23 protein-coding genes are annotated in these 21895 nt (G+C 71.4%); 7 read left to right on the forward strand and 16 right to left on the reverse strand.

From position 1 onward, the window contains the following. Positions 1 to 130: 130 nt before the first annotated feature. Genes LH62_RS04480 through LH62_RS04495 form a run of 4 tightly spaced genes read right to left on the reverse strand, consistent with a single transcriptional unit; the run spans position 131 to position 3368 of the window. Positions 131 to 1177: an NAD(P)/FAD-dependent oxidoreductase gene (locus tag LH62_RS04480; RefSeq protein ID WP_043359544.1), complete on the reverse strand. Its 1047-nt coding sequence runs from the start codon at positions 1175 to 1177 to the stop codon at positions 131 to 133. Further along, positions 1170 to 1850 carry a methyltransferase domain-containing protein gene (locus tag LH62_RS04485; protein WP_043359545.1) on the reverse strand — a complete coding sequence of 227 codons (681 nt, stop codon included), beginning with the start codon at positions 1848 to 1850 and terminating at the stop codon, positions 1170 to 1172. Before LH62_RS04485 ends, LH62_RS04480 begins: the two co-directional genes overlap by 8 nt. Then, complete coding sequence (locus tag LH62_RS04490) at positions 1850 to 2905, reverse strand: type III polyketide synthase (RefSeq protein WP_043359547.1); 1056 nt, start codon at positions 2903 to 2905, stop codon at positions 1850 to 1852. The genes LH62_RS04485 and LH62_RS04490 overlap by 1 nt, the downstream gene beginning before the upstream one ends. 22 nt (positions 2906 to 2927) lie before the next feature. Then, positions 2928 to 3368 (reverse strand): hypothetical protein, encoded by a 441-nt coding sequence (locus LH62_RS04495; RefSeq protein ID WP_144404373.1) that lies wholly within the window; start codon positions 3366 to 3368, stop codon positions 2928 to 2930. A 54-nt stretch (positions 3369 to 3422) separates the two neighbouring features. Here LH62_RS04495 and LH62_RS04500 point away from each other — a divergent pair, with 54 nt between their 5' ends. The 5 genes from LH62_RS04500 (at position 3423) to LH62_RS04520 (ending at position 7983) form a co-directional block, all read left to right on the forward strand. Continuing rightward, positions 3423 to 4679, forward strand: a complete 1257-nt coding sequence (locus LH62_RS04500; RefSeq protein ID WP_043359550.1) for a putative DNA modification/repair radical SAM protein — start codon at positions 3423 to 3425, stop codon at positions 4677 to 4679. Next, the gene (locus tag LH62_RS04505; RefSeq protein WP_043359551.1) at positions 4676 to 6112 is read left to right on the forward strand and encodes a UdgX family uracil-DNA binding protein; all 1437 of its coding nucleotides are present in this window, start codon (positions 4676 to 4678) and stop codon (positions 6110 to 6112) included. The genes LH62_RS04500 and LH62_RS04505 overlap by 4 nt, the downstream gene beginning before the upstream one ends. An 84-nt stretch (positions 6113 to 6196) precedes the next feature. Then, complete coding sequence (locus LH62_RS04510; protein ID WP_043359552.1) at positions 6197 to 6406, forward strand: hypothetical protein; 210 nt, start codon at positions 6197 to 6199, stop codon at positions 6404 to 6406. Then, entirely contained in the window at positions 6406 to 7689 is a 1284-nt protein-coding gene (locus LH62_RS04515) for an erythromycin esterase family protein (RefSeq protein ID WP_043359554.1), read from the forward strand. The genes LH62_RS04510 and LH62_RS04515 overlap by 1 nt, the downstream gene beginning before the upstream one ends. Positions 7690 to 7722: 33 nt before the next feature. Further along, positions 7723 to 7983: a hypothetical protein gene (locus LH62_RS04520; protein WP_144404374.1), complete on the forward strand. Its 261-nt coding sequence runs from the start codon at positions 7723 to 7725 to the stop codon at positions 7981 to 7983. Positions 7984 to 8019: 36 nt separating this feature from the next. Here LH62_RS04520 and LH62_RS04525 read toward each other — a convergent pair whose 3' ends face one another. From LH62_RS04525 to LH62_RS04575, 11 genes are all read right to left on the reverse strand, one after another. Further along, complete coding sequence (locus LH62_RS04525; protein ID WP_043359556.1) at positions 8020 to 8697, reverse strand: haloacid dehalogenase type II; 678 nt, start codon at positions 8695 to 8697, stop codon at positions 8020 to 8022. A 54-nt stretch (positions 8698 to 8751) separates the two neighbouring features. Beyond that, positions 8752 to 9921 carry an acyl-CoA dehydrogenase family protein gene (locus tag LH62_RS04530; RefSeq protein ID WP_043359558.1) on the reverse strand — a complete coding sequence of 390 codons (1170 nt, stop codon included), beginning with the start codon at positions 9919 to 9921 and terminating at the stop codon, positions 8752 to 8754. A 4-nt stretch (positions 9922 to 9925) separates the two neighbouring features. Beyond that, positions 9926 to 10699, reverse strand: a complete 774-nt coding sequence (locus tag LH62_RS04535; protein ID WP_052213701.1) for an enoyl-CoA hydratase/isomerase family protein — start codon at positions 10697 to 10699, stop codon at positions 9926 to 9928. After that, entirely contained in the window at positions 10696 to 11766 is a 1071-nt protein-coding gene (locus tag LH62_RS04540; RefSeq protein ID WP_043359559.1) for an acyl-CoA dehydrogenase family protein, read from the reverse strand. The genes LH62_RS04535 and LH62_RS04540 overlap by 4 nt, the downstream gene beginning before the upstream one ends. Then, positions 11763 to 12401, reverse strand: coding sequence for a 3-oxoacid CoA-transferase subunit B (locus LH62_RS04545; RefSeq protein ID WP_043359562.1), 639 nt, complete (start codon positions 12399 to 12401; stop codon positions 11763 to 11765). Before LH62_RS04545 ends, LH62_RS04540 begins: the two co-directional genes overlap by 4 nt. Before the next feature lie 12 nt (positions 12402 to 12413). Then, positions 12414 to 13109 carry a 3-oxoacid CoA-transferase subunit A gene (locus LH62_RS04550; protein WP_043359564.1) on the reverse strand — a complete coding sequence of 232 codons (696 nt, stop codon included), beginning with the start codon at positions 13107 to 13109 and terminating at the stop codon, positions 12414 to 12416. A gap of 184 nt (positions 13110 to 13293) precedes the next feature. Beyond that, positions 13294 to 13884, reverse strand: coding sequence for a 3'-5' exonuclease (locus tag LH62_RS28035; protein ID WP_052213702.1), 591 nt, complete (start codon positions 13882 to 13884; stop codon positions 13294 to 13296). Between the two features lies 1 nt (position 13885). Further along, positions 13886 to 14746: a MaoC family dehydratase gene (locus LH62_RS04560; RefSeq protein WP_043359566.1), complete on the reverse strand. Its 861-nt coding sequence runs from the start codon at positions 14744 to 14746 to the stop codon at positions 13886 to 13888. A gap of 1 nt (position 14747) precedes the next feature. Further along, the gene (locus LH62_RS04565) at positions 14748 to 16880 is read right to left on the reverse strand and encodes an acetate--CoA ligase family protein (RefSeq protein ID WP_043359568.1); all 2133 of its coding nucleotides are present in this window, start codon (positions 16878 to 16880) and stop codon (positions 14748 to 14750) included. Between the two features lie 77 nt (positions 16881 to 16957). Next, the gene (locus LH62_RS04570; protein WP_043359570.1) at positions 16958 to 17173 is read right to left on the reverse strand and encodes a hypothetical protein; all 216 of its coding nucleotides are present in this window, start codon (positions 17171 to 17173) and stop codon (positions 16958 to 16960) included. A gap of 154 nt (positions 17174 to 17327) precedes the next feature. Continuing rightward, positions 17328 to 18797, reverse strand: coding sequence for a lytic transglycosylase domain-containing protein (locus LH62_RS04575; RefSeq protein ID WP_144404375.1), 1470 nt, complete (start codon positions 18795 to 18797; stop codon positions 17328 to 17330). Between the two features lie 407 nt (positions 18798 to 19204). Between LH62_RS04575 and LH62_RS04580 the strand changes: the two genes are divergently transcribed. Both LH62_RS04580 and LH62_RS04585 read left to right on the forward strand, forming a co-directional pair. Beyond that, positions 19205 to 19933 carry an ABC transporter permease gene (locus LH62_RS04580; RefSeq protein WP_236552469.1) on the forward strand — a complete coding sequence of 243 codons (729 nt, stop codon included), beginning with the start codon at positions 19205 to 19207 and terminating at the stop codon, positions 19931 to 19933. Between the two features lie 2 nt (positions 19934 to 19935). Then, the gene (locus tag LH62_RS04585) at positions 19936 to 20667 is read left to right on the forward strand and encodes an ABC transporter ATP-binding protein (RefSeq protein WP_043358395.1); all 732 of its coding nucleotides are present in this window, start codon (positions 19936 to 19938) and stop codon (positions 20665 to 20667) included. Here the strand turns inward: LH62_RS04585 and LH62_RS04590 are convergent. Beyond that, positions 20642 to 21874: a cation:proton antiporter gene (locus LH62_RS04590; protein WP_052213704.1), complete on the reverse strand. Its 1233-nt coding sequence runs from the start codon at positions 21872 to 21874 to the stop codon at positions 20642 to 20644. The genes LH62_RS04585 and LH62_RS04590 overlap by 26 nt on opposite strands. Positions 21875 to 21895 lie beyond the last annotated feature (21 nt).

The following is a 21895-nucleotide window of genomic DNA, read 5'->3' on the forward strand; positions in this document are numbered from 1 at the left end:
CGTGACCGGTGCGAACGGAAACCGCTTCAGCGACCGTTCCGCCAGCTCTCCGAGGCACCTCCCAAGGCCTGTTTGAGAATGCGCCAGGCGGCGCATTCCAACGGCTGTGCCAGACCTTCCAGATTGACGTTCAGGCCGCCACCCGCGTCCGCGCCGCGACCAGGCGCGCCAGCGGGCCGACCGCGCCGAGCGCGGCGAAGGCGGGGGGCGAGGCCCGCAGCACATGCGCGGCGAGGCCGGCCCAGCGCATCGGCCCGGCGCTGCGGCGGCGCCAGGCGGCATGGAAGGTATCGGCCTCCTGGCCGGCAAGGATCGCCTCGGCCGCCGCCAGGCCGGAATGCAGGGCGAGCGCGACGCCCTCGCCGGTGAAGCTCGGGATCACCGCCGCCTGGTCGCCGACGCGGTAGAGGCCGGGCGGCCCGGCGGCGGGCTGGCGGAAGCCGTAGGGCACGCCGGCGATGGCGAGCGGCCGGTCCCATAGCGGGTGGGCGTCGCGGAGCAGAGCTTCGGCGAGGGCGGAGCCGGCGCGCACCCGGACGAGCAGGTCGCCGGGCAGTCCCCTGGGCGGGCCGTGCAGGGCGGCGCAGAGATTGGCCCCGCCGCCGGGCAGGGGTTGCAGGCCGGCATAGCCACCGTCGAAGGGCAGCAGGGCCACGGCATCCGCCATCGCCACCCCGGCGAGGTGCAGCTTGAGGCCGATGGCGGGCGGCGGAGCGCCCTCGCGCGGATGGCCGCGCAGCGCGTGCTTGCCGGTGGCGAGGATGATGCGCCGCGCCTCGATCTCGCCTGAGGAGGTGCGGAGCCGCCACCCCTCCCCCATCGGCACGGCGCCGAGCACGGTGGTGCCGCGGCGCAGGGCCGGGCCGGCCGCCTCCTGCAAGGCGCCATCGAGCAGGCGGCGCGGCAGGGCCCAGGCGGGGAAGGGTAGCGCCACATCCGCCTCGCGCCCGCCATGGCCGATCCGCATCCGCCGCAGCGGAGCGCCGCCGAGCGTGGCCGGGTCGAGGCCGAGGCGGGCCAGCGCCGCCGCCGCGTCGGGGCCGAGGAATTCGCCGCAGACGCTTTCGCGGGGCTCGGGGCTGCGCTCCAGCAGCATGACATCGCGCCCGGCGCGGGCGAGGGCGATGGCCGCCGCGCAGCCGGCCGGGCCGGCGCCGATCACCACGGCATCAGGCACGGCTGCTGACGATCCACTTGAAGGGGAAGGCCCAGTCGATCCGCGCCGCGACGCCGGCCTCGGCCATCAGCCGCTCCCAGTCGGCGCGGGTGAAGCCGCGGGCGATGGAGACGGTGCTGTCATGCACCACCATCGGGTCCATCCTGAGCAGCCGCACCGCGCCCCAGACGAAGCCCCAGGGCAGCCAGTGGCGGTGCAGGTCGGAGATCAGCCAGCCCCGCCGCGCCCGCCCCGGCAGCCAGCGGAGGAAGCGCACCAGCTCGGGGTCGCGCAGGTGGTGGGTGAAGAGGCTGCACAGCACCACGTCGAAGCGCTCCGCCTCCGGCAGGTCGAAGAGGTCGGCGGTGATGAAGCGTGCCTTCACCCCGGCCGCCGCCGAATAGCGCGCCGCCCAGGGGCTGCGGTCGAGGCCGGCGAGGTCCACGGCGATGCCGCGGCGCGCGGCCCAGCGGGCGATCTCGGCCAGCATGTCGCCGCCGCCGAAGCCGATATCGAGCACGGAGAGGTGGCGGGTGCCGGTCTCGGCCACCAGCCGGTCGAGCCAGCGGAGGGTCGGGCGGTAGGCGAGGCTCATGCGGTTGATGCGGGCGAGATCGCGGAGGGCAGAGGCGAATTCGGCCTCCGTCGCCGCCGCGTCGTCCATCCACTCGTCCGCGGCGCTGCGCTCGCGCATCAGGCGAGGCGGAAGCGCATGGTCTCGGCCGAAAGGCCCGGGCCGAAGGCCAGCGCGCAGCCGCGCTGCCCGCGGCCGGCGGTCATCATCCGCTGGAGGACGAACATGACGGTGGCGGAGGACATGTTGCCGTGCTCGCGCAGCACGGCGCGGCTGACATCCAGCGCATGCTCCGGCAGGTTCAGCCCGTGGATGACGCCGTCCAGCACACTCCGCCCGCCCGGATGCACCGCCCAGAGGTCGTAGGCATCCGCCGCCTCACCGGCGAGAATGGCCGCCGCCTCCTCCGGCAGGGCGCGGGCGAGGGTGAGCGGCACGAAGCCGGACAGCGTCATGTCGAAGCCGCCATCGCCGATGCGCCAGGTGATCTGGTCGGCCGCCTCCGGGATCAGCGCGGCGTGGAAGCCCTCGATGCCGATGCCCTTGGGCTCCGCCGTCACCAGCGCGGCGCTGGCGCCATCGGCGAAAAGCAGGAAGCAAAGCAGCTGCTCGATCTCGGGCGAAGGCTGGAGGTGGAGGGTGCAGAGCTCGAGGTTCAGCACCAGCACCCGCGCGCCCGCGTCGCTGCGGACGATGTGGTGGGCGAGCTTCAGCGCGTTGATCGCGGCCTGGCAGCCCATGAAGCCGACGATGCTGCGCTCGACATTCCCCGGCATGCCGAAGCGGCGGATCAGCCAGTGGTCGAGGCCGGGGGCGGCGAAGCCGGTGCAGGTCGCATAGATGACATGGGTGATGCGGGGCCCTTCCTCCTCCAGCCCCATGGCCAGGCAGGCGGCCTCGGCCAGCGCCGGGGCCTCCCGCTCGTAGCGGGCCATGCGGGCGGCGGTGCCGGGGAAGGCGTCGAACCGGTAGAAGCCATCGACCGTGCCGCTGGCATCCGGCTCGGCCTCCAGCACGGAATGGCGGGTGTCGATCTGCGAGCGCTCCGCCAGCCGGGCGAAGGCCGTGCGGATGCGCGGCTCGGTGATCTGCCGGTCGGCGAAGCGGCGGAAGGCGTCATGCACCTCATGCCGGGGGACGGCGGTGCCGATGCGGTTGATATGGGCCTGGGTCACAGGCGGGACATGGGGTGGCGGGCTATTGCCGCACCGCCCCGGTGCGGGCATCGACGGTCACTTCGATGGGGGTGCCCTCGCGCAGGCCGCGCAGGCGGATGGCATCGCCCTCCCGGCCGAGTTCCGTCACCTCGGTGTAGCCGCGGGCGCGCAGCAGCTCCCGCGCCTGGCCCTCGGTCAGCGGCGGCTGCTCGCGGGCCAGGCCGGTGGCGGCGTCGATGCGGAGGTTCTCGACCTGCTCGCCATACCGCGTGGCGCGGGCGATGCGGAAGGTGTCGCCCTCCCGCTCCACGCCTTCGACATCCGTGAAGCCGCGGGCGCGCAGCACGGTCGCCAGCTGGTCCTGGGTGAGGAAGGCAGCCTCCTGCGCCAGGGCGGGGCCGGCGAGCAGGAGCACAAGCAGGGCGGGGCGGAGGAACTGCATCATCGGCCGCCATAACCACGCGGGGCCGAAAAGGTTCATTCAAGCCCTTGCGCATCGCAATAAAAGAACACATAAGGAACAGGAGGTCTGTTCATGGAGTTGCGGCAGAAGCTTGAGATCCTCGCCGATGCGGCGAAATACGACGCCTCCTGCGCCTCCTCGGGGACCGAGAAGCGGGACAGCCGCCCAGGGGACGGGAAGCCCGGCGGCATCGGCAGCACGGAGGGCATGGGCATCTGCCATGCCTATGCGCCGGACGGGCGCTGCATCTCCCTGCTCAAGGTGCTGCTGACCAATGCCTGCATCTATGACTGTGCCTATTGCATCAACCGCGCCACGAGCAACGTGCCGCGCGCCCGCTTCACGGTGCGGGAGCTGGTGGATCTCACGCTCGACTTCTACCGGCGCAACTATATCGAGGGGCTGTTCCTTTCCTCCGGCATCATCCGCTCGCCCGACTACACGATGGAGCGGCTGGTCGATGTCGCGCGCATCCTGCGCGAGGAGCATGGCTTCCGCGGCTACATCCACCTGAAGACCATCCCCGACGCCTCGCCCGAACTGCTGGCCGAGGCGGGGCGGCATGCCGACCGGCTCTCCATCAACATCGAGCTGCCGCAGGAGGGGGCGCTGAAGGCCCTCGCCCCGGAGAAGGATTTGTCCGAAATCCGCCGCGCGATGGGTCGGATGCGGCTGCGGATCGAGGAGGCGAAGGAAGCACGCAAGACGGAGCGGCGGGCGGCGGCGCCGCGCTTCGCCCCAGCCGGGCAGAGCACGCAGATGATCATCGGCGCCGATGCCTCGGACGACCGGGCGGTGCTCGGGACGACGGCCAATCTCTATGGCAGCTATGGGCTCAAGCGGGTCTATTTCTCCGCCTATTCGCCGATCCCCGATGCGTCGCGCATGCTGCCGCCGCAGCCGCCGCCGCTGGTCAGGGAGCACCGGCTCTACCAGGCGGATTGGCTGCTGCGCTTCTACGGCTTCTCGCTCGACGAGATCATGGCCGGCGGCGAGGGCGGGATGCTCGACCTCGGCATCGACCCGAAGCTGGCCTGGGCGCTGCGCCACCGGGGCGACTTCCCTGTGGACGTGAACCGGGCGCCGCGGGAGCGGCTGCTGCGCGTGCCCGGGCTCGGCGCGAAAACGGTGGACAGGCTGCTGACGGCGCGGCGGCACCGGGCGATCCGTAGCGAGGACCTGGCGCGGCTGCGGCTGCCGCTGGCGAAGCTCCTGCCCTTCCTCGTCACCGCGGATCACCGGCCGCGGGTGACGGACCGGCTCGATTTGCGGGCGCTGGTCGCGCCCCGCACCGGCTTCGCCAAGCCGGTGCAGATGGCACTGCTGTGATCGGCATAGCCCTCCCCGGCCCCGCCGACTTCCCCGCCTGGCGGGAGGCGGCGCGGCGGCTGCTGGCGGCCGAGGTGGCGCCGGAGCGCGTCGCCTGGCACCTCGCCGGCGAGGCAGCGGGGCTGTTCGCCCATGAGGCGGTGCCGGAGCCACGGCGGGCAACGATCAGCGTGCCGCGGGCCTTCCCCGAGCTGGCAGAGGTGGTCATCCGCCACCGGGACCAGGAGCGCTTCGCCCTGCTCTACCGGCTGCTCTGGCGCATCACCCATGGCGAGCACGGGCTGCTGGAGGTGGCGACCGACCCGGAGGTGATTCGCGCGCAAGGGATGGCCAAGGCGGTGCGGCGGGACGCGCACAAGATGCATGCTTTCGTCCGCTTCCGCGAGGCGCCGGAGGGGCGCTACGTCGCCTGGTTCGAACCGGACCACCACATCCTGGAGGCGGAGGCAGGGTTCTTCGTCCGCCGCTTCGCGGGCATGCGCTGGTCCATCCTGACGCCCGAGGCAAGTGCCCATTGGGACGGCGAGGACCTGCGGATGGGCGCCGGCGGCAGGCGGGCCGACGCGCCGGCCGAAGATGCGAAGGAGGAGTTGTGGCGGGCCTATTTCGCCAGCATCTTCAACCCCGCGCGGCTGAAGCCCGCCGCCATGCGGGCGGAGATGCCGGTGAAGTACTGGCGCAACCTGCCCGAAGCGCAGGACATCCCGCGGCTGATGGCCGAGGCGACGCGCCGCGTGGCGGAGATGGTGGCGCGCGGGGCGACCCCGGCCGCACCGCGGCGGCAACGGGTCCTCGCGGCGGACGTTGAGGCGCCCATGCCAGCCGATCTTTTCGCCACCCAGGACCCCACCGCCGCCCTCGCCGCCCTACGCGCCGAGGTGCTGGCCGACCGGGGGCCGCTCGCCGAGCATGCCACCCAGGCCGTCTTCGGCGAGGGGCCCATCGGCGCCGCGCTACTTTTCGTCGGCGAGCAGCCGGGTGACGAGGAGGACATTGCCGGGAAGCCCTTTGTCGGGCCGGCCGGGCGGATGTTCAACCGGGCGCTGGAGGAGGCGGGCATCCCCCGCGCCGAGGCCTATGTCACAAACGCGGTGAAGCACTTCAAATTCAAGCCGACGGGCCGGCGGCGGCTGCACCAGTCGCCGGATGCGGGCGACATCGCGCATTACCGGCCCTTCCTCCGGCGGGAGATCGAGATCGTCGGGCCGCGGCTGGTGGTCTCGCTCGGCGCCACGGCGCTGCGCGCGCTGACCGGCAAGCCGCTCGCCATCACCAAGGTGCGCGGCGAGGTGGTGCGGAGCGAGGATGGGGTGCCGGTCTTCCCGACTGTCCACCCCTCCTACCTGCTGCGGCTGCCGGACCCGGAGAGCAAGGAGCGCGAATACGCCCGCTTCCTCGGCGACCTGAAGGGCGCCTGGCGCGAGGTGCAGTAACCGGCCGCATGTTGCGCCCCTCGCCCCGAACCGGGCGGGGCCTTCGCCTGTTCCATCCGCTTAATAGGGATCGGAGGACAGACCATGGCGCAGGACCAGGACAGGCTGATGCCGGACGAGCCGGTTAAGCCGGCGGACGAGAAGGTGAAGGCCCGGGTGCCGGGCTTCGCCGAGGGCGGGCCGACCGACTATGACCCGAACGCCACCAATGACGGCGCCATGGGCGGCGGCGGGGTTGGTGGCGCGGGCGGCGTGACCGGCGGCGCCAGCGGCCGGAGCAACCAGAAACCTTGATGCTGGATGCCGAAGCCCTGCGCGCGGCGGCGGCGCCCCTGCCGCCGCTCGAGGATGCCGGCTTCGGCGCCTGCATCGACGGCTTCGCCGCAGCGCGCGTGGTGCTGCTCGGCGAGGCGACGCATGGCAGCAGCGAGTTCTACCGCGCTCGCGCCGCCATCACCCGCCGCCTGGTCGAGCGGCACGGCTTCACCATTGTCGCCGTCGAGGCCGACTGGCCCGATGCGGCACAGCTCGACCGCTGGGTGCGGGACCTGCCGGCCCCGCCGGCGGACGGGCCGGCCTTCGCCCGCTTCCCCAGCTGGATGTGGCGCAATGCGGAGGTCCGGGACTTCGCCGCCTGGCTCCGCCGCCACAACACCGGGCTGGCACCGGAGGCGCGCGTGGCCTTCCGCGGCCTCGACATCTACTCGCTCGGCGGCTCCATCGAGGCGGTGCTGGCCTATCTCGACCTGCACGACCCGGAGGCGGCACGGGCGGCACGGCGGCGCTATGGCTGCCTCAGCCCCTGGCAGGCCGAGCCCGAGGATTACGGCCGGGCGATCCTCTTCAGCGACCGCGACCCCTGCGAGCCGGCTGTCCTCGCCCAGCTCAACGCGCTGCTCGAGGAACGGCTCGGCCGGGACGACCCCGAGGCGCTGTTCGATGCGCAGCAGAATGCCCACGTCGTGCGCGCCGCCGAGCAATACTACCGGCTGATGTACCGCAGCGGCACCGAGAGCTGGAACCTGCGCGACCGGCACATGTTCGAGACGCTCCGCGTGCTGCTCGACCATGGCGGGCCGGGGGCGAAGGCCGTGGTCTGGGCGCATAACAGCCATATCGGCAACGCCGCCGCGACCGAGATGGGCTGGCAGGGCGAGTTCAACATCGGCGAGCTTTGCCGCACCGCCTTTGGCGCGGAAGCGGCGCTGATCGGCTTCGGCACGGATCGCGGCACCGTCGCCGCGGCCGATGACTGGGGCGGGCCGATGCGGGTGAAGCCGGTGCGCCCCGCCCTCTCCGGAAGCCACGAGGCTCGAATGCGCGAGGCCGGGCTGCCGCCGCGGGCGCTGCTCGACCTGCGCCAGCCCCGCCTGCGCGAGGCGCTGCGCGAGCCGCGGCTGGAACGGGCGATCGGCGTGATCTACCGTCCGGAGACGGAGCGGCGCAGCCACTACTTCCAGGCGGTGCTGCCGGACCAGTTCGACGGCTTCCTCTGGTTCGAGGAAACAAGCGCCGTGCAGCCGCTGTCTCTGGCATCGGAAGCCGGGGCGGCGGAGACCTATCCCTTTGGCATGTGAGAGGCACCGGACATGGTTGGCGTGACGGAGCCGATGCAGGCGCTGCTGCGAGACCTGGCGCTTTCGGTCGCCGGGCATCGCAAGCCGCTGGACGAGTTGCCGGCGCGGCAGCAGGAAATGCTGCGGGCCATGGACGCGGTGCAGCGCCAGTTCTTCATGGAGGAATTGGCAAAGGCGCGTGCCGAGGCGGGGCGCGGCCGCTTCCGGGCCTCGCTCGAGCGCTGGCAAGCCCGGCGGGAGGCCGCGGCCGGCCCGGACGCGGCTTCCGCGAGAGAGGCGGCACCGTCATCCTGAACTCGTGCGGAGGCCTGCCACCGCCGGTGCCGGGGCTCAGCCTGGCAGGGCGATGATGGACCCTGCGATCCCGGCCAGCGACTCCGCCTGGAGGTCGGGCGGCGTCAGGATGGAGGGATAGGGCCGCCCACGGGCGACGAAACCGGCCATCAGCCCGGCTGCCTTGGCACCGTTCGTGTCCCAGGGATGGGTCGCAACCAGCATCAGCCGCGCCGGATCAGTGCCGGCGCGTTCGGCCGCGCCGAGATAGACCTCGCGCCGCGGCTTGCTGAGGCCGATCTCGGCGGTGGTGACGACCTGGCTGAACCGGTCCCGCAGCCCGGCGCCGCTGAGCAGCGCCTCCGTCGCCTCCGCCCCGCCATTGCTGAGCGCGACCAGGGTCAGCCCGGCATCGGCGAGGCGCGTCACGGCTTCGGCTGCGTCGCCATGCGGCGGCAGGCTGCCCATGCCGTCGAGCACCGCCGCCTTCTTCGCCGCCGGAGCGCTGCGGCCGTGCCGGGCGAGCAGGTCATCAAGATTGGCCTCCATCACCGCCCGCAGCGGCTGGAAGGCGCCGATGGCGGCGAGCGAGAAGCTGTCGCGCAGGCTGGCGGCGAACCAGCCCTGCAGCAGGGCGCGCGGCAGGCCCATCGCCTCCAACCCGGCGCCGAGCGGCTCGATCGGGAAGAGGGTCTCGATAACGTCGAAGGCGATGGCGGCGGGGCGAGCGGGCATGGCGGCTTCCCTTCTCTTTCCCGCAGCAACGCCGCGGGGAAGAGGGGGACGCGTTCAGCCGGGCAGGCCGAGCACGTTCTTCGACAGGATGTTCCGCTGGATCTCGTTCGAGCCGCCGTAGATCGTGGCCGGCCGGGCCTGGATGAACAGGCCGCCGATGTTGAGGTCGCGGTTGCCCTCCATCGGCTCCAGCAGGCCGGCATTCTCGCCACCGATCTCGAGCATGGTGTCGGTGATCGCCTGGAACAGCTCGGTCTGCAGGATCTTCAGCATGGAGACGTCGGGGCCGAGGCTTTCGCCGCGCTTCAGCTTCTCGACGAAGGTGCCGTAAAGCGCCTTCAGGTCTTCGAACTCCAGGCGGAGGCGGGCATAGCGGTCCTGGAACTCGGCATCTTCCCAGATGCCCATGCGCTCGGCGAGGAGCTTGAGGCGCGAGAGGGCGTAGCCGGACTGGCGCGGCGAGCCGAGGAAGATGCGCTCGAAGCCGAGCAACGCCTTCGCCATGTCCCAGCCCTTGTTGAGCTGGCCGACCAGGTTCTCCTTCGGCACGCGGACATTGTCGAAGAAGACCTCGCAGAACTCGTCATGCATCTCGAGGTTGATGATCGGCCGGACGGTGATGCCGGGCGTCTTCATGTCGACGAGGAGGAAGGAGATGCCCTCCTGCTTCTTCGCCTGGCGGTCGGTGCGGACGAGGAGGAAGATCCAGTTGGCGTCGGTCGCCAGCGTGGTCCAGATCTTCTGGCCGTTGACCACATACTCGTCGCCGTCGAGCACCGCCTCGGTGCGCAGCGCCGCGAGGTCGGAGCCGGCATTGGGCTCGGAATAGCCCTGGCACCAGATATGCTCGCCGGTCAGGATCTTCGGCAGGAAGCGCTGCTTCTGCTCCTCCGTCCCGTACTTGATGACGAGCGGGCCGAGCATGACGATGCCGTGGTCGTTGGTCCGCGCCACGCCGTAGCGCTCGTATTCCTCGGTGAGGATGATCTGCTTCGCGGGCGAGAGGCCGAGGCCGCCATGCTCCTTCGGCCAGCCCGGGCAGAGCCAGCCGCGCTCGGCGAGCTTCATGTACCAGGGGCGGTTCTCGTCCCAGTGCAGGCGCTTCGGCGGGTTGCGCAGGTCGTCGGGGTAGTTCTCGTGCAGGAAGGCGCGAACCACCTGGCGGAAATGCTCGTCGTCGAGCGCGTCGAGCTCGGCCGGGGCGGGGATGCGGATGGCGTCCATCGGCTCAGTCTCCCTTGAAGGCGGGCGTGCGCTTGCCGAGGAAGGCAGCGCGGCCTTCGGCGAAATCCTTGGTGAGGAAGAGCGTCGACTGGAAGTGGCGCTCCTGTTCCAGCGCGCGGTCGAGGCCCTCGCCGAGCATCTGCTTGGTCAATGCCATCGGCGCGGGGGCCTGCTCGGCGAGGAAGCGGGCCTTCTCCATGGCGGTCGCCAGGGCATGGCCCTTGGGGACGACATGGTCGACGAGGCCGATGCGCTCGGCCTCCGTCGCCGTCATCTGGTTGTGGTAGAGCAGGATCTGCCGGGCCTTCCCCTGGCCGACGCGGAGCGGCAGGGTGTGGGGCAGGCCGAGATCGGCCATCAGACCGATCTTGCCGAAGCCGGCGGCGAGGCGGGCATCCTCGGCGGCCACCACGGTGTCGGAGGCGCAGGCGATGGAGAGGCCGGCGCCGACGCAGTAGCCTTCGATGGCGGCGACGACGGGGACGCTGCCGAGGACCATCAGCCGGATCAGCTCATGCGAGAGGCGCATGCGCTCGCGGCCTTCCATGGCCGAGTTCACGTCCATCCCGGAGATGTCGCCGCCGGAGCAGAAATGCCCACCGGCGCCGGTGACGACGATGGCGCGCGTGGCCTTGTCGCCCTGGGCGGCGCGGAGCGCATCGATCATCTGCACGCGGAGCGGCATGGCGAGGGCGTTGCGGCGGGCGGGCTGGTCGAGCGTCAGGATGAGGACGCCGCCCTCGCGCTCGGAGACGATGCGGGCGATGGTCTCGCTCATTCCTCGATCTCCGGGCTCGTGGCCATGAAGCGGCGGCGATGCAGCGCGGCGCTGCCGTAGAGGTTGGCCATCACCATCGCCTTCCGCAGGTAGAGGCCGACATCGTACTGGTCGGTGTAGCCGATGCCGCCATGCAGCTGGATGCATTCGCGCGTCACCAGCATGGACGAAGAGGCGGCGCGGGCCTTGGCGCGGGAGATGACCGCGCGGCGCGCATCACCCGTGGCGCCGGCATCGAGCGTCGCGGCCGCGGCTTCGATGCTGGCCCGCGTCAGCGCGATCTGCATCCGCACATCGGCGGCCTTGTGCTGCAGGGCCTGGAAGGTGCCGATGATCTTGCCGAATTGCTGGCGCGTCTTCAGGTAGTCGAGCGTCATGGCGAAGGCGCGGTCCATGCCGCCGAGGAGGTAGGCGCTGGTCAGCAGCGCGGCCTCGTCGAGGGCGAGCGACAGCGCCTCGCCGATGTCGTCGGCGATGCGGGTGGCCGAGCCAAGGTTGGGCTCCAGCGTGCCGAGATGGCCGCCATCCTGGGTCTGCTCGGTGGCGAGGCCGGCGCCGGCCTGCTGCTCGTAGAGGGCGATGCGGCCGCCCTCGCGAACCGGCAGCAGGAAGACGGCGGCACCGGCAGCCATGGGGAGGAAGCGGCGGGGGGCGTCGGGGCTGCCGGGCACCTCCAGCGTGTCGGGACGCTCCTGCCAGGCGGTCAGCACCAGCGCTTCGCCGGAGACCACGCGCTCGAGCGGGCCGGCGCCGACGGCGGCGAGCAGCGAGGCCGAGAGCATCGCCGGGATCAGCGGCTCCGGCACCAGGGCGCCGCCCAGCTCCTCGGCGAGCGCGCAGGCCTCGCCGAGGCCGAGGCCGGCGCCGCCGGCCGCTTCCGGCAGGCGGAGGCCGATCCAGCCCATCTCGCCCATCTGGCGCAGCACGGCCGGGTCGAAGCCGGGGGTCTGGAAGCGGAGGTCGCGCACCCGCTTCATGTCACCGCCCGTGGGCGCCACCGCGGCGGCGCTGTCCCGGATCATGCGGATGGATTCGGCGCGGTCCTCCCCGCTGAGCGCGGCGCTCATTGGGTGTGCAGCGTGGCGCCGGTCTTGGCCTGCACCTCCTCCAGCGTGACGCCCGGCGCTAGGTCGCGGACGACGAAGCCCTTGCCTTCCACGACGTCGAGCACGGCGAGGTTGGTGTAGACGCGGTTGACGCAGGCGAGGCCGGTCAGCGGGTAGCCGCAGCGCTCGACGATCTTCGGCCGGCCGTCCTTCGTCGTGTGCTCCATGATGACCCAGAGGCGCTTCGCCCCGGCGGCGAGGTCCATGGCACCGCCGACGGCGGGGGCCGTGTCGTTCTCGCTGGTCGCCCAGTTGGCGAGGTCGCCGTTCTCCGCCACCTCGAAGCCGCCGAGGACGCAAAGGTCGATATGCCCGCCGCGGATCATGGCGAAGCTGTCGGCATGACCGACGAAGCTGGCGCCCTTTGCCAAGGTGATGAGCTGCTTGCCGGCATTGATCAGCCAGGGATCCTCCTGGCCTTCCTTCGGCGCCGGGCCCATGCCGATGACGCCGTTCTCCGACTGGAAGATCACCTCCCGCGTCGGGGGCACGTAGTTGGCCACCATGGTCGGCATGCCGATGCCGAGGTTGACGCACCAGCCTTCCGGCACGTCATCGGCGAGGCGGGCGGCCATCTGGTCGCGGTTGAAGGGCATGACGGCTCCTCCTCAGTTCTGCTCGGGCTTCAGCCAGTCGCCGCCGCGGTCCACCTGGACCACGCGGTTCACATAGACGCCGGGCGTGCCGATCATATGCGGATGCAGCTCGCCGAGTTCGCGGATGTGCTGCGCCTGGGCGATGGTCAGCTCGGCGGCCATGGCCATGATCGGGTTGAAGTTGCCGCCCGAGCCTCGGTAGACGAGGTTGCCCCAGCGGTCGGCCTCCCAGGCCTCGACCAGCGCCACATCGGCCTTGAGGGCGCGCTCCATGATGTAGGTCTTGCCGTCGAACTCGCGGCTCTCCTTGCCGCGGGCGAGCAGGGTGCCGGCTGCCGTCGCGGTGAAGAAGGCGGGGATGCCGGCGCCGGCGGCGCGGATGCGCTCGGCCAGCGTGCCCTGGGGCACCAGCTCCAGCTCGATCTTGCCCTCGCGGTAGAGGGTTTCGAAGACGACCGGGTCTTTGCTGCGCGGGAAGGAGCAGACGATCTTGCGGACCTGGCCCTGGTCCATCAGCTTGGCGACGCCGATGCGGCCGGAGCCGGCATTGTTCAGCACGATGGTGAGGTCGCGGGCGCCCTGCTCGATCAGCCCCTCGATCAGCACGTCGGGCTGGCCGACGCTGCCGAAGCCACCGATCAGCACGGTGGAGCCATCCTTCACGCCGGCCAGAGCATCGGCCACCGACTGCACGATCTTGTTGATCATCCTTGTCCCTCCCGGGGGTGCATTGCAGTACCGCCACCGGGGCCGCCGGTCCAGCCCCTTAGCGTGCTATCGATTCTCTCTCCCACGACACCGCTGCGCGGCGCCGCGGGGGCCCCGGAAGGTCGGCCTCCTTACCGGGGCATCGTCCCGCCTTCCGCAGCGAAGCCGCGGAAGGGCACCGGCCTCAGGCTTCGGCGAGGGAATGCGCCGGGCCGTTGGTGATGCCGTGAAGCCGCATCGGCACCGACGGCAGGCCGTGCAGGTGGCGGAGCAACTGGACGGCGAGCCAGGCATCCTCCAGCGCGCCGTGCAGCGCCGTCTCGCGCTCGAAGCCGCAGGCGGCGGCGGCGCGGGCGAGGCCGACCCGCTCGCCGGGATAGGCGCGGCGCCAGGCCTGCATGGTGCAGAGGCCGGTGCCCCAGGGCGGGTCGAGGCCGAGGCGGGCGAACTCGCCGCCCAGCATCCGCCGGTCGAAGGCGAAGTTGTGCGCCGCCGCGGCATGGCCATTGAAGAAGGTCGCGACCTCGTCGGCATGCGCCTCGAAGGGCGGATGGCAGGCGAGGAAGGCATCCGACATGCCATGCACCCGAATGGCGCCCCAATGGCAGGGGATGCCGGGGGAGAAGGCCAGGTGCAGCGTCGCTTCCGGCTCCAGCGCCGCGTCGAGCCGCACGGCACCGAGGGAGACGACGCGGTCGCCCGCGCCGGCCCCGGTGGTCTCGGTGTCGAAGACGGTGATGGGGCCGAGTGTCCAGGTCCCGGGCGACCAGGCCATGTCAGCCGGCGTGGCGGAAACGCCCGTTGCTGATCACCTGCTTGTCGCGCTCGACGACGCGGGCGCGGAAGGCGGCGCCGCCTTCCTCCTGCCAGATCTCCGTGCGGATGGTCTCGCCGGGGAAGACGGGCGAGGAGAAGCGCAGGTCCATCGAGCCGAAGCGCGTGGTGTCATAGTCGCAGAGCGACTTCAGCAGGGCATGGCAGACGGTGCCGAAGGTGCAGAGCCCGTGGAGGATCGGACGGGGGAAGCCGGCGCCCTTCGCCACCTCGGGGTCGATGTGCAGGGGGTTGAGGTCGGCATTGAGGCGATAGACCAGCGCCTGCTCCGGCCGCGTCGCCAGGTCGAGGGTGATGTCGGGTGCGCGCTCCGGCTCCGGGTGCGGCTGCTTCACCGGGCCGGTGGGACCACCGAAGCCGCCATTGCCGCGCATGAAGCTGGTCGAGGTGGAGGTGGCGAGCAGCTCGCCAGTCTTGGCGTCGAGGATCTCGCGCTCGGAATACATCAGCGCGCCCTTGCCCTCGCCGCGATCGACGAGGCCGGTGATGCGGGTGCGGCCGATCAGCTCCCCCTCGGTCGGCAGCGGCTTGTGCAGGATGAGGCCCTGTTCGCCATGGAGGATCTGCTGCCAGACGATGCCGGTATCCGGGTTGCGCGCCCAGAAGCCGGGCGAGGCGAGCACCACAGGCATCGAGGGCATCACCTTCAGCCGCGGCTCGTAGACGAAGTCGAGCTGCTGCTCGTCCATCGGGTCCTGGCCGAGGCCGATGGAGAAGTTGTAGAGCGCCACATCCTGCCAGCGGAGGGTCTGGCGGACCTCCGGCACGGGGTAGTTCATCAGCTGGTCGTGGTTGATCGGCATGTCAGTGGCTCCCCCCTTGAAGCTCGATGACCGCATCGGCGGCGTAGCAGCCCTGCCCTGCCGGCAGCACCAGCATCGGGTTCACATCCACCCCCCCGAGCCGCGGCCCGGCGGCGACGGCGAAGGCGGACAGCGCCGAGAGCGCCTTGGCGAGCGCCGCCACATCCGCCTTCGGCCGGCCGCGCGCGCCATCCAGCAGGGGGAAGCCGCGCAGCGAGCGGATCATCCGATCCGCCTCCGCGGTGTCGAAGGGGCAGCGGCGGAAGGCGACGTCCTTCAGCACCTCGATGAAGATGCCGCCCAAGCCCACCATCGCCACCGGGCCAAAGACCGGGTCGCGGAAGACGCCGAGCGCCATCTCCACCGCGCCCTTGATCTGCTTGGCGACGAGCACGCCCTCGATGCGCGCCGCGGGCGCATGATGGCGAGCGCGGTCGAGCAGGGTGGCGAAGCCCTGGCGCACCTGGGCCGCATCGGCGATGTCGAGCAGCACGCCGCCCATCTCGCTCTTGTGGATGATGTCGGGGCTCAGGATCTTCAGCACCACCGGATAGCCGATGGACTCGGCCGCGGCGACGGCGGCCTCGCTGTCGGGGGCGGCGTGCTCGGGCACGGCGGGGATGCCGGCACCGGCGAGCAGCGACTTCGCCACCGCCTCGCTCGGGGTCATCGCCGGCAGCTCGACGTCCGGCAGCGGGATGTCGGTGCGGGGGTCCTCGGCGCGGGCGAAGGCGGCGCCGAAGCGGCCCATCGCCTCGATGGCGACGACGGCGCGCGACGGGTCCTCGAAGCACAGCCAGCCATCGGCCTCGTAGTCGCGGACCTTGTTGGGCGCGAGCATGGACATCACCCAGAGCCGGTCGGGATGCGCCTCGCGGACGGCGCGCATCTCCTGGTGCAGCTTGGGTCCGAGGCTGCGGCCGGCCGCCGTCTGCGACCAGAAGGAAAGGATGGAGCTGTAGCCTCCATCGACGGCGACGCTCTCCGCGAAGGTGGAGATGAGCTTCAGGTCGTTCGTCACCTGCGCGGTGCAGTCAACCGGGTTGCGTGGGGCGCAGAAGGGAATCAGCGCCCGAAGCTTGGCCTGCGCCGCCTCCGGCATGGGCGGCATGGGGAGGCCGGTGGCCTCGGCGGCATCCGAGATCAGCACGCCGGCGCCGCCGGAGACGGTCAGCACGCCGAGGGTGTTCTTGGCCGGGTAGATGCGGCGCGTGGCGGCATAGGCGATGTCGAGCATCTCCTCCGTCGTCCGCGCCCGCACCACGCCGAACTCGTCGAGCACCGCCTGCGTCACCGCGTCGTCGCCGGCGATGGAGGCGGTGTGGGACTGCGCCGCAGCGCCGCCAAGCTGGCTGCGGCCGACCTTCATCATCACGATCGGCTTGCGGTTGCGGCGCGCCAGGTCGAGGGCGGCGAGGAAGCTTTCGCGCTCGCGGATGCCCTCGGCATAGGCGCAGATGACGTCCACCTCCGGCGCCTGGGCCATCCAGCCGAGCACGTCGCCGAGCGCGACCTCGGCCTCGTTGCCCGTGGTGATGCAGACCTGGGTGCCGATGCCGCGGTCGAGCGCCGCCGAGAAGATGTGCGTGCCGTAGGCGCCGGATTGCGAGGCGATGCCGATGCGCCCGGGGATCGGCCAGCCCTTCTCGAAGCTCGCGGTGAAGGTGCCGTAGAAGCGGATCGCGTCGTTGAAGACGCCGAGGCAGTTGGGACCGAGCAGGCGGATGCCGTGGCGGCGGGCGACCTCGGTCATCTGCACCTGGGCGGCGGCGCCCTTCTCGTCCATCTCGGCGAAGCCGGCGGTGAAGCAGATGACGGCGCGGCAGCCCTTGGCGCCGAGTTCGTCGAGCGCCTGGATGGCCAAGGCCGAGGGCACGGCGATGATGGCGACGTCGGGCGCTGCGGGGAGCTCGGCGATGGAGGCGAAGGCGGGCAGGCCCTGGACGGTCGGACGCTTCGGGTTCACCGGCCAGATCGGGCCGGCGAAGCCGCGTTCCTTCATGTAGGCGATGGGGCGGCCGCCGATGCGGGCCGGCTCGTCGGAGGCACCGATCACCGCGACGGAGCGGGGCCGCACCAGGGGGTCGAGGGAAGCGAAGCCCGAAAGCCCCGTTGGCGCGGCAGCGGCAGACATCCCTGGATCTTCCCCCTTTTGGTCCTTGAACGGGCCGCAGCCTGGGGGAGACGGGCTATCAGGGCAAGAGGGAGAGGTCAGGTCTCCTCCTCGCCATCCTCTTCATCCTCGTCCTCGTCCTCGTCCTCGTCGAATTCCTCGTCTTCGTCCTCGTCGAACTCGTCCTCATCTTCGTCTTCGTCTTCGTCGAAATCGTCCTCCTCATCCTCCTCGTCCGGGTCGCCTCCCGGAGGGAGGCCGAACGGGAGGTTGGGGGCGAAGCGGTGCAGGGTTTCTGGATCGAGGCTTGGCATGGCGGCTCCGGCACTAGAGCGTGATCGCCGGAGGCGTGAATCGCGCGACCAAACGGGAGGCCAGAGCATGATCCGCGGTCCGGTGACTGCGGACCATGCTCCTGGCTGGTGGTTGCGCGCAACCACCGGGAGGCAGGCGGGGTCCCCGGCGCGATCAGCTTTGGGCGTCGGGGGACAGGACCATGCAGGCGCCGCTGCGCCGCAGCCGCTCGCAGACCGACTGGGCGGAGCCCTGCGACAAGCCGGTGACGCGGGCGCGGTAGAGCTTGCCCCGGCCGGCGGCGACGGGCTGCACCTGGGCCTGGCCACCACCGGCCTCGCGGGCCGCGTTGGCGGCGCTGCGGGCCAGGTTCTCGCTGGCGAAGGCGCCCACCTGGACGGCCCAGGCCCCTGTCGTGGCCGCGCGGGCGGCGCCGGGGCGGAGCGAGACGGGCAGGCTGCTGGCATGGGCTGTCGACACCATCCCGCCAAAGCCCTGCAGCAGCGCCGGCTGCGACGGGGCCGGGCCGGGCTGGAGCGCGAAGCCGCGCGCTGCCGGGCGCGAGGCGGAGGCGGTATTGGCCGAGGCGAGCACGGAGGGGCGCGGCGCCGCAGATGCGCTGGCCTGGGCGCGTGCCACCGGCGCGGCGAAGCCCGGGTCGCGCCGCGCGGCGGGCGGTGCCGGCGGGGCGGCCAGCGACTCGGCAGCGCGGGCTTCCGACGCCATCAGCCGCTGCGCGCCTTCGGCGGTCGAGCCGTCCGGGATCGGGTCCATGCGGACGACCGAGCTGGTGTCGAGCGAGGCGAGTTGCACCGGCGGGGCGGCGGGCGCCGCATAGGTGCTGCCATCCGGGATCGGCTCCATCCGCACAACCGGGCCAGCCGGAAGCTGGGCCACCTGGACGCCGGGATCGACCGCCTGACGCTGCTCGCGCAGTGCGATCATCGTCGCCTGGTCCATGCGGCGGGGGCCAGCCGGGATGCTCAGCGGAATCTCGGCCGCGGCATAGATCTCCGGCGCCGCGCGGCGGCTCGGATGGTGGGCGACGATGTTGGGGCCGATGCGGGCGACGTAGTTGCGCGTCTCGGCCGGCAGGCCCCGGCTGTTCCAGAGATAGTCCTCGAGCCGCCGCGGCCCCGCATTGTAGGCGGCGAGGAAGGCGGGCGAGCCGTAAAGGTCGTACATCTCCCGGATATAGGCCGCGCCCGCCATGACGCTGTCATAGGGGTGGTAGGGGTCGTCGCCGAGGCCGTAGCGCGCCTGGAGTTCGCGGTAGGTGCCGGGCATGACCTGCATCAGCCCCATGGCGCCGACCGGGCTGGTGGCGGAGCTGCGGCCGCCGGATTCTTGGCGCATCACCTCGCGGATCCAGCGCTCCGGCACGTCGAACCGGCGGGCGGCCTGGCGGATATACGGCCCCCACGGGTCGCCGGGCGGACCCGGCGGGTTGTAGCTGGCCGGGCGGTTGTAACTGCCATGCGTGACGGCAACATGGTGGCCGGTGCTCGGCCGGGTCGCTTGTTGCTGGCCGCAGGCCGCCAGCATGGCCAACACCGAGAGCGCCATCGCCGGCTGTGCCAGGCGCGCAACGCGCCCTGTCCCGCCGGCCATGCCGTCACGCGATGTCCTGTTCCCTTCGGGCATCCCCATTCGCTCCACCGGGTCTGGGACCACCGGGTTCCGAAGCCTGCCCCCCATGGACCCCCGGCCGTCCCCACGGCTTGGAGTCCCAGGCTTGCCCCGAAGACCTGGCGGACGTTCTACGTCCTGAAGCACTAGCCCTACACGGTCGTCCGGTCTGCCGGCAAGGCTGCTTTGGCATCGCAATACTGTGCGCAGTCCTACACTTGCCTGTTACGGATTGCGACTCAAAGTTGCGCCACCCTGGCGGCGGGGCGGAATTCCGGTCTATAGGCCCGGCCATGCCGGATGGAACTGCCATGCCCGGGGCGCGGCCCAAGGCGCTTTATCTTTTTGATGCTCGTGTTCCGCGGCGCCGTGCGACGGCGCTGGGGGACATTGCGACGGGGGTTCGGCGGTGGCGTTTGTCGATGGCGCTGGCCTCGCTCGACATCCGCAACCGCTACCGCGGCTCGGTGCTGGGGCCGTTCTGGCTGACGCTGTCGAACGCCTTCATGGTGGTGGGGCTCGGGCTGCTCTACTCCTCGCTGTTCAAGATGAGCCTGGCGGACTACCTGCCCTTCATTGCCGTCAGCCTGATCACCTGGAACACCATCAGCACCATCGTCACCGATGCCTGCACCAGCCTGACCAGCGCCGAGGGCATCATCCGGCAGCTGCCGCTGCCCTATACCGTCCACATCCTCCGCTGCGTCTGGCGCAACGCCGTCATCGCCGCCCACAGCCTGCCCATCATCCTCGCCGTCTTCCTCTTCACTGGCGTTTGGCCGGGCTGGGAGGCGCTCTGGGCGCTGCCGGGGCTCGTGCTGCTCGGCGTCAACGCCTGCGCGCTCGCCCTCTTCCTCGGCATGCTGTGTGCCCGCTTCCGCGACATCCCCCCGATCGTCGGCAGCGTCATGCAGCTCGCCTTCTTCCTGTCGCCGGTGCTGTGGAAGCCCGAGCTGCTCGGGCCCGGCAAGGCGGACTGGCTGGTGCTCAACCCCTTCTACGTCGTGATGGAGACGGTGCGCGGGCCGCTGGTCGAGGGCGGCGCCTCGCCCGGCGTCTGGGCCGCGGCCTGCCTCTTCACCGCCGCCATGGCCGCGCTCGCGCTCGGCTTCTTTATCCGCTTCCGCGGCCGCATCGCCTTCTGGGTCTGAGCATGCCCCACATCCATGCCGAGGCGGTGACCATCGAGTTCCCGCTCTACCACCTGGGTGCGCGCTCGCTGAAGAAGCGCATCCTCGCCAACTCGCCGCTCCGGCTGCGCCAGGACGAGGCCAGCCGCGTCGTGGTCTCGGCGCTGCGCGAGCTGAGCTTCCGCATCGGCCCCGGCGAGCGGGTGGCGCTCATCGGCCACAACGGCGCCGGCAAGACCACCCTGCTCAGGACGCTGGCCGGGGTCTACGAGCCGGTCGGCGGCCGGCTCGAGGTGGCGGGCAGCATCGGCGCGCTGATCGACCCGGCGGCGGGGATGGACCCGCATGCGACGGGGCGGGAGAACATCGTGCTCCGCGGCCTGTTCCGCGGCCTGGGCGAGGCGGAAAGCACGGCCCTGGCCGAGGAGGTCGGCGCCTTCTCGGGCCTCGCCGAGTTTCTCGACGTGCCGGTGCGCACCTACTCGGCCGGGATGTCGGTCCGGCTGTCCTTCGCCATGGCCACCGTAATGGACCCCGAGGTGCTGCTGATGGACGAGTGGTTCCTCGCCGGCGACGCCGACTTCATGCAGCGCGCGCGGGCCAAGCTCGAGGACCTCATCACCAAGGCCGAGATCCTGGTCCTCGCCTCCCACGACATGAACATCGTCCGCGAGTGGTGCACCCGCGTCATCCGCCTCGACGCAGGACGCATCGCCCAGGACGGAACCGTCACCGACCTCCTCGGACCAACGTAACGCGTGCGGCCGCCTGGTCCGCCAGCCAGAAGACGGCCGGGTTCAGCGCGATGGTCAGCAGCGCGACCGCCAGCACCAAGTCCCGCCCGATCGCCGGCATCACCCGCTCCGCCACGCCGAGCCCGGCGAGGATGAAGCTGAATTCGCCGATCTGCGAGAGCGAGGCGGCGATCATCAGCGCCTCCGCCTCGCTCATCCCCCGCAGCCGGGCGATGACCCAGGCTGCGACGGACTTGCCCAGCATCACCACCAGCGTCGCGGCGATGACGGCGAAGGGCTGCTCCACCAGGATCCCCGGGTCGAACAGCATGCCGACCGAGACGAAGAACAGCACGGCGAAGGCATCGCGCAGCGGCAGGGTCTGCTCCGCCGCCTTCTGGCTGAGCGGCGACTGGCCGAGCACCAGGCCGGAAAGGAAGGCGCCCAGCGCGAAGGATACGCCGAAGGCGACATAGGCGATGTAGGCGACGCCGAGCGCCGCGACCAGCGCGGCGAGCGAGAACAGCTCGCGCGAGCGCAGCCCGCCCACCAGCGAGAGCACCCAGGGCATCACCCGGCTGCCGACCACCAGCATCAGCGCGACGAAGACCGCGACCTTGCCGAGGGTGACGAGCAGCGAGAGCAGGATCGCCTGCGGCCCGACGCCCATGCCGGTCAGCATCCCCGCTGGCACGCGGCCGTCGATCAGCGCGGCGCCGACCGGCACCAGCACCAGGGCGACGACCATTGCCAGGTCCTCGACCACCAGCCAGCCGACCGCGACCTGCCCGGCCCGGCTCCCGATGCTGCCGCGCTCCTGCAGGGCGCGCAGCAGCACCACCGTGCTGGCGACGGAGAGGCAGATGCCGAAGACCAGCCCCTGCCCGTCCGTCCAGCCCCAGAGCCGCGCCAGCCCCCAGCCGAGCAGCGTGGCGACGCTCATGCCCACCAGCGCCCCCGGCACCGCGACGCCTCGGGCCTCGGCCAGTTCCCTTGGGGAGAAATGCAGGCCGACGCCGAACATCAGAAGGATGATGCCGATCTCGGAGAGCTCCCCGGCCAACGCCAGGTCGCCGACGAAGCCCGGCGTATGCGGCCCGATCAGGATGCCAGCCAGCAGGTAGCCGGCAAGCGGCGGCAGGCGCAGCTTGCGCGCCAGCACCCCGAGCAGCAGGGCAGCCCCGAGTGCTGCGGCAAGCGTCGTGATGAGAGGGATATGATGCGGCATGGCTCCTATCTGCCAGCCGCG

Origin of the sequence: Belnapia sp. F-4-1, assembly GCF_000802185.1 — a bacterium.
In the GTDB taxonomy this organism is placed as follows: domain Bacteria; phylum Pseudomonadota; class Alphaproteobacteria; order Acetobacterales; family Acetobacteraceae; genus Belnapia.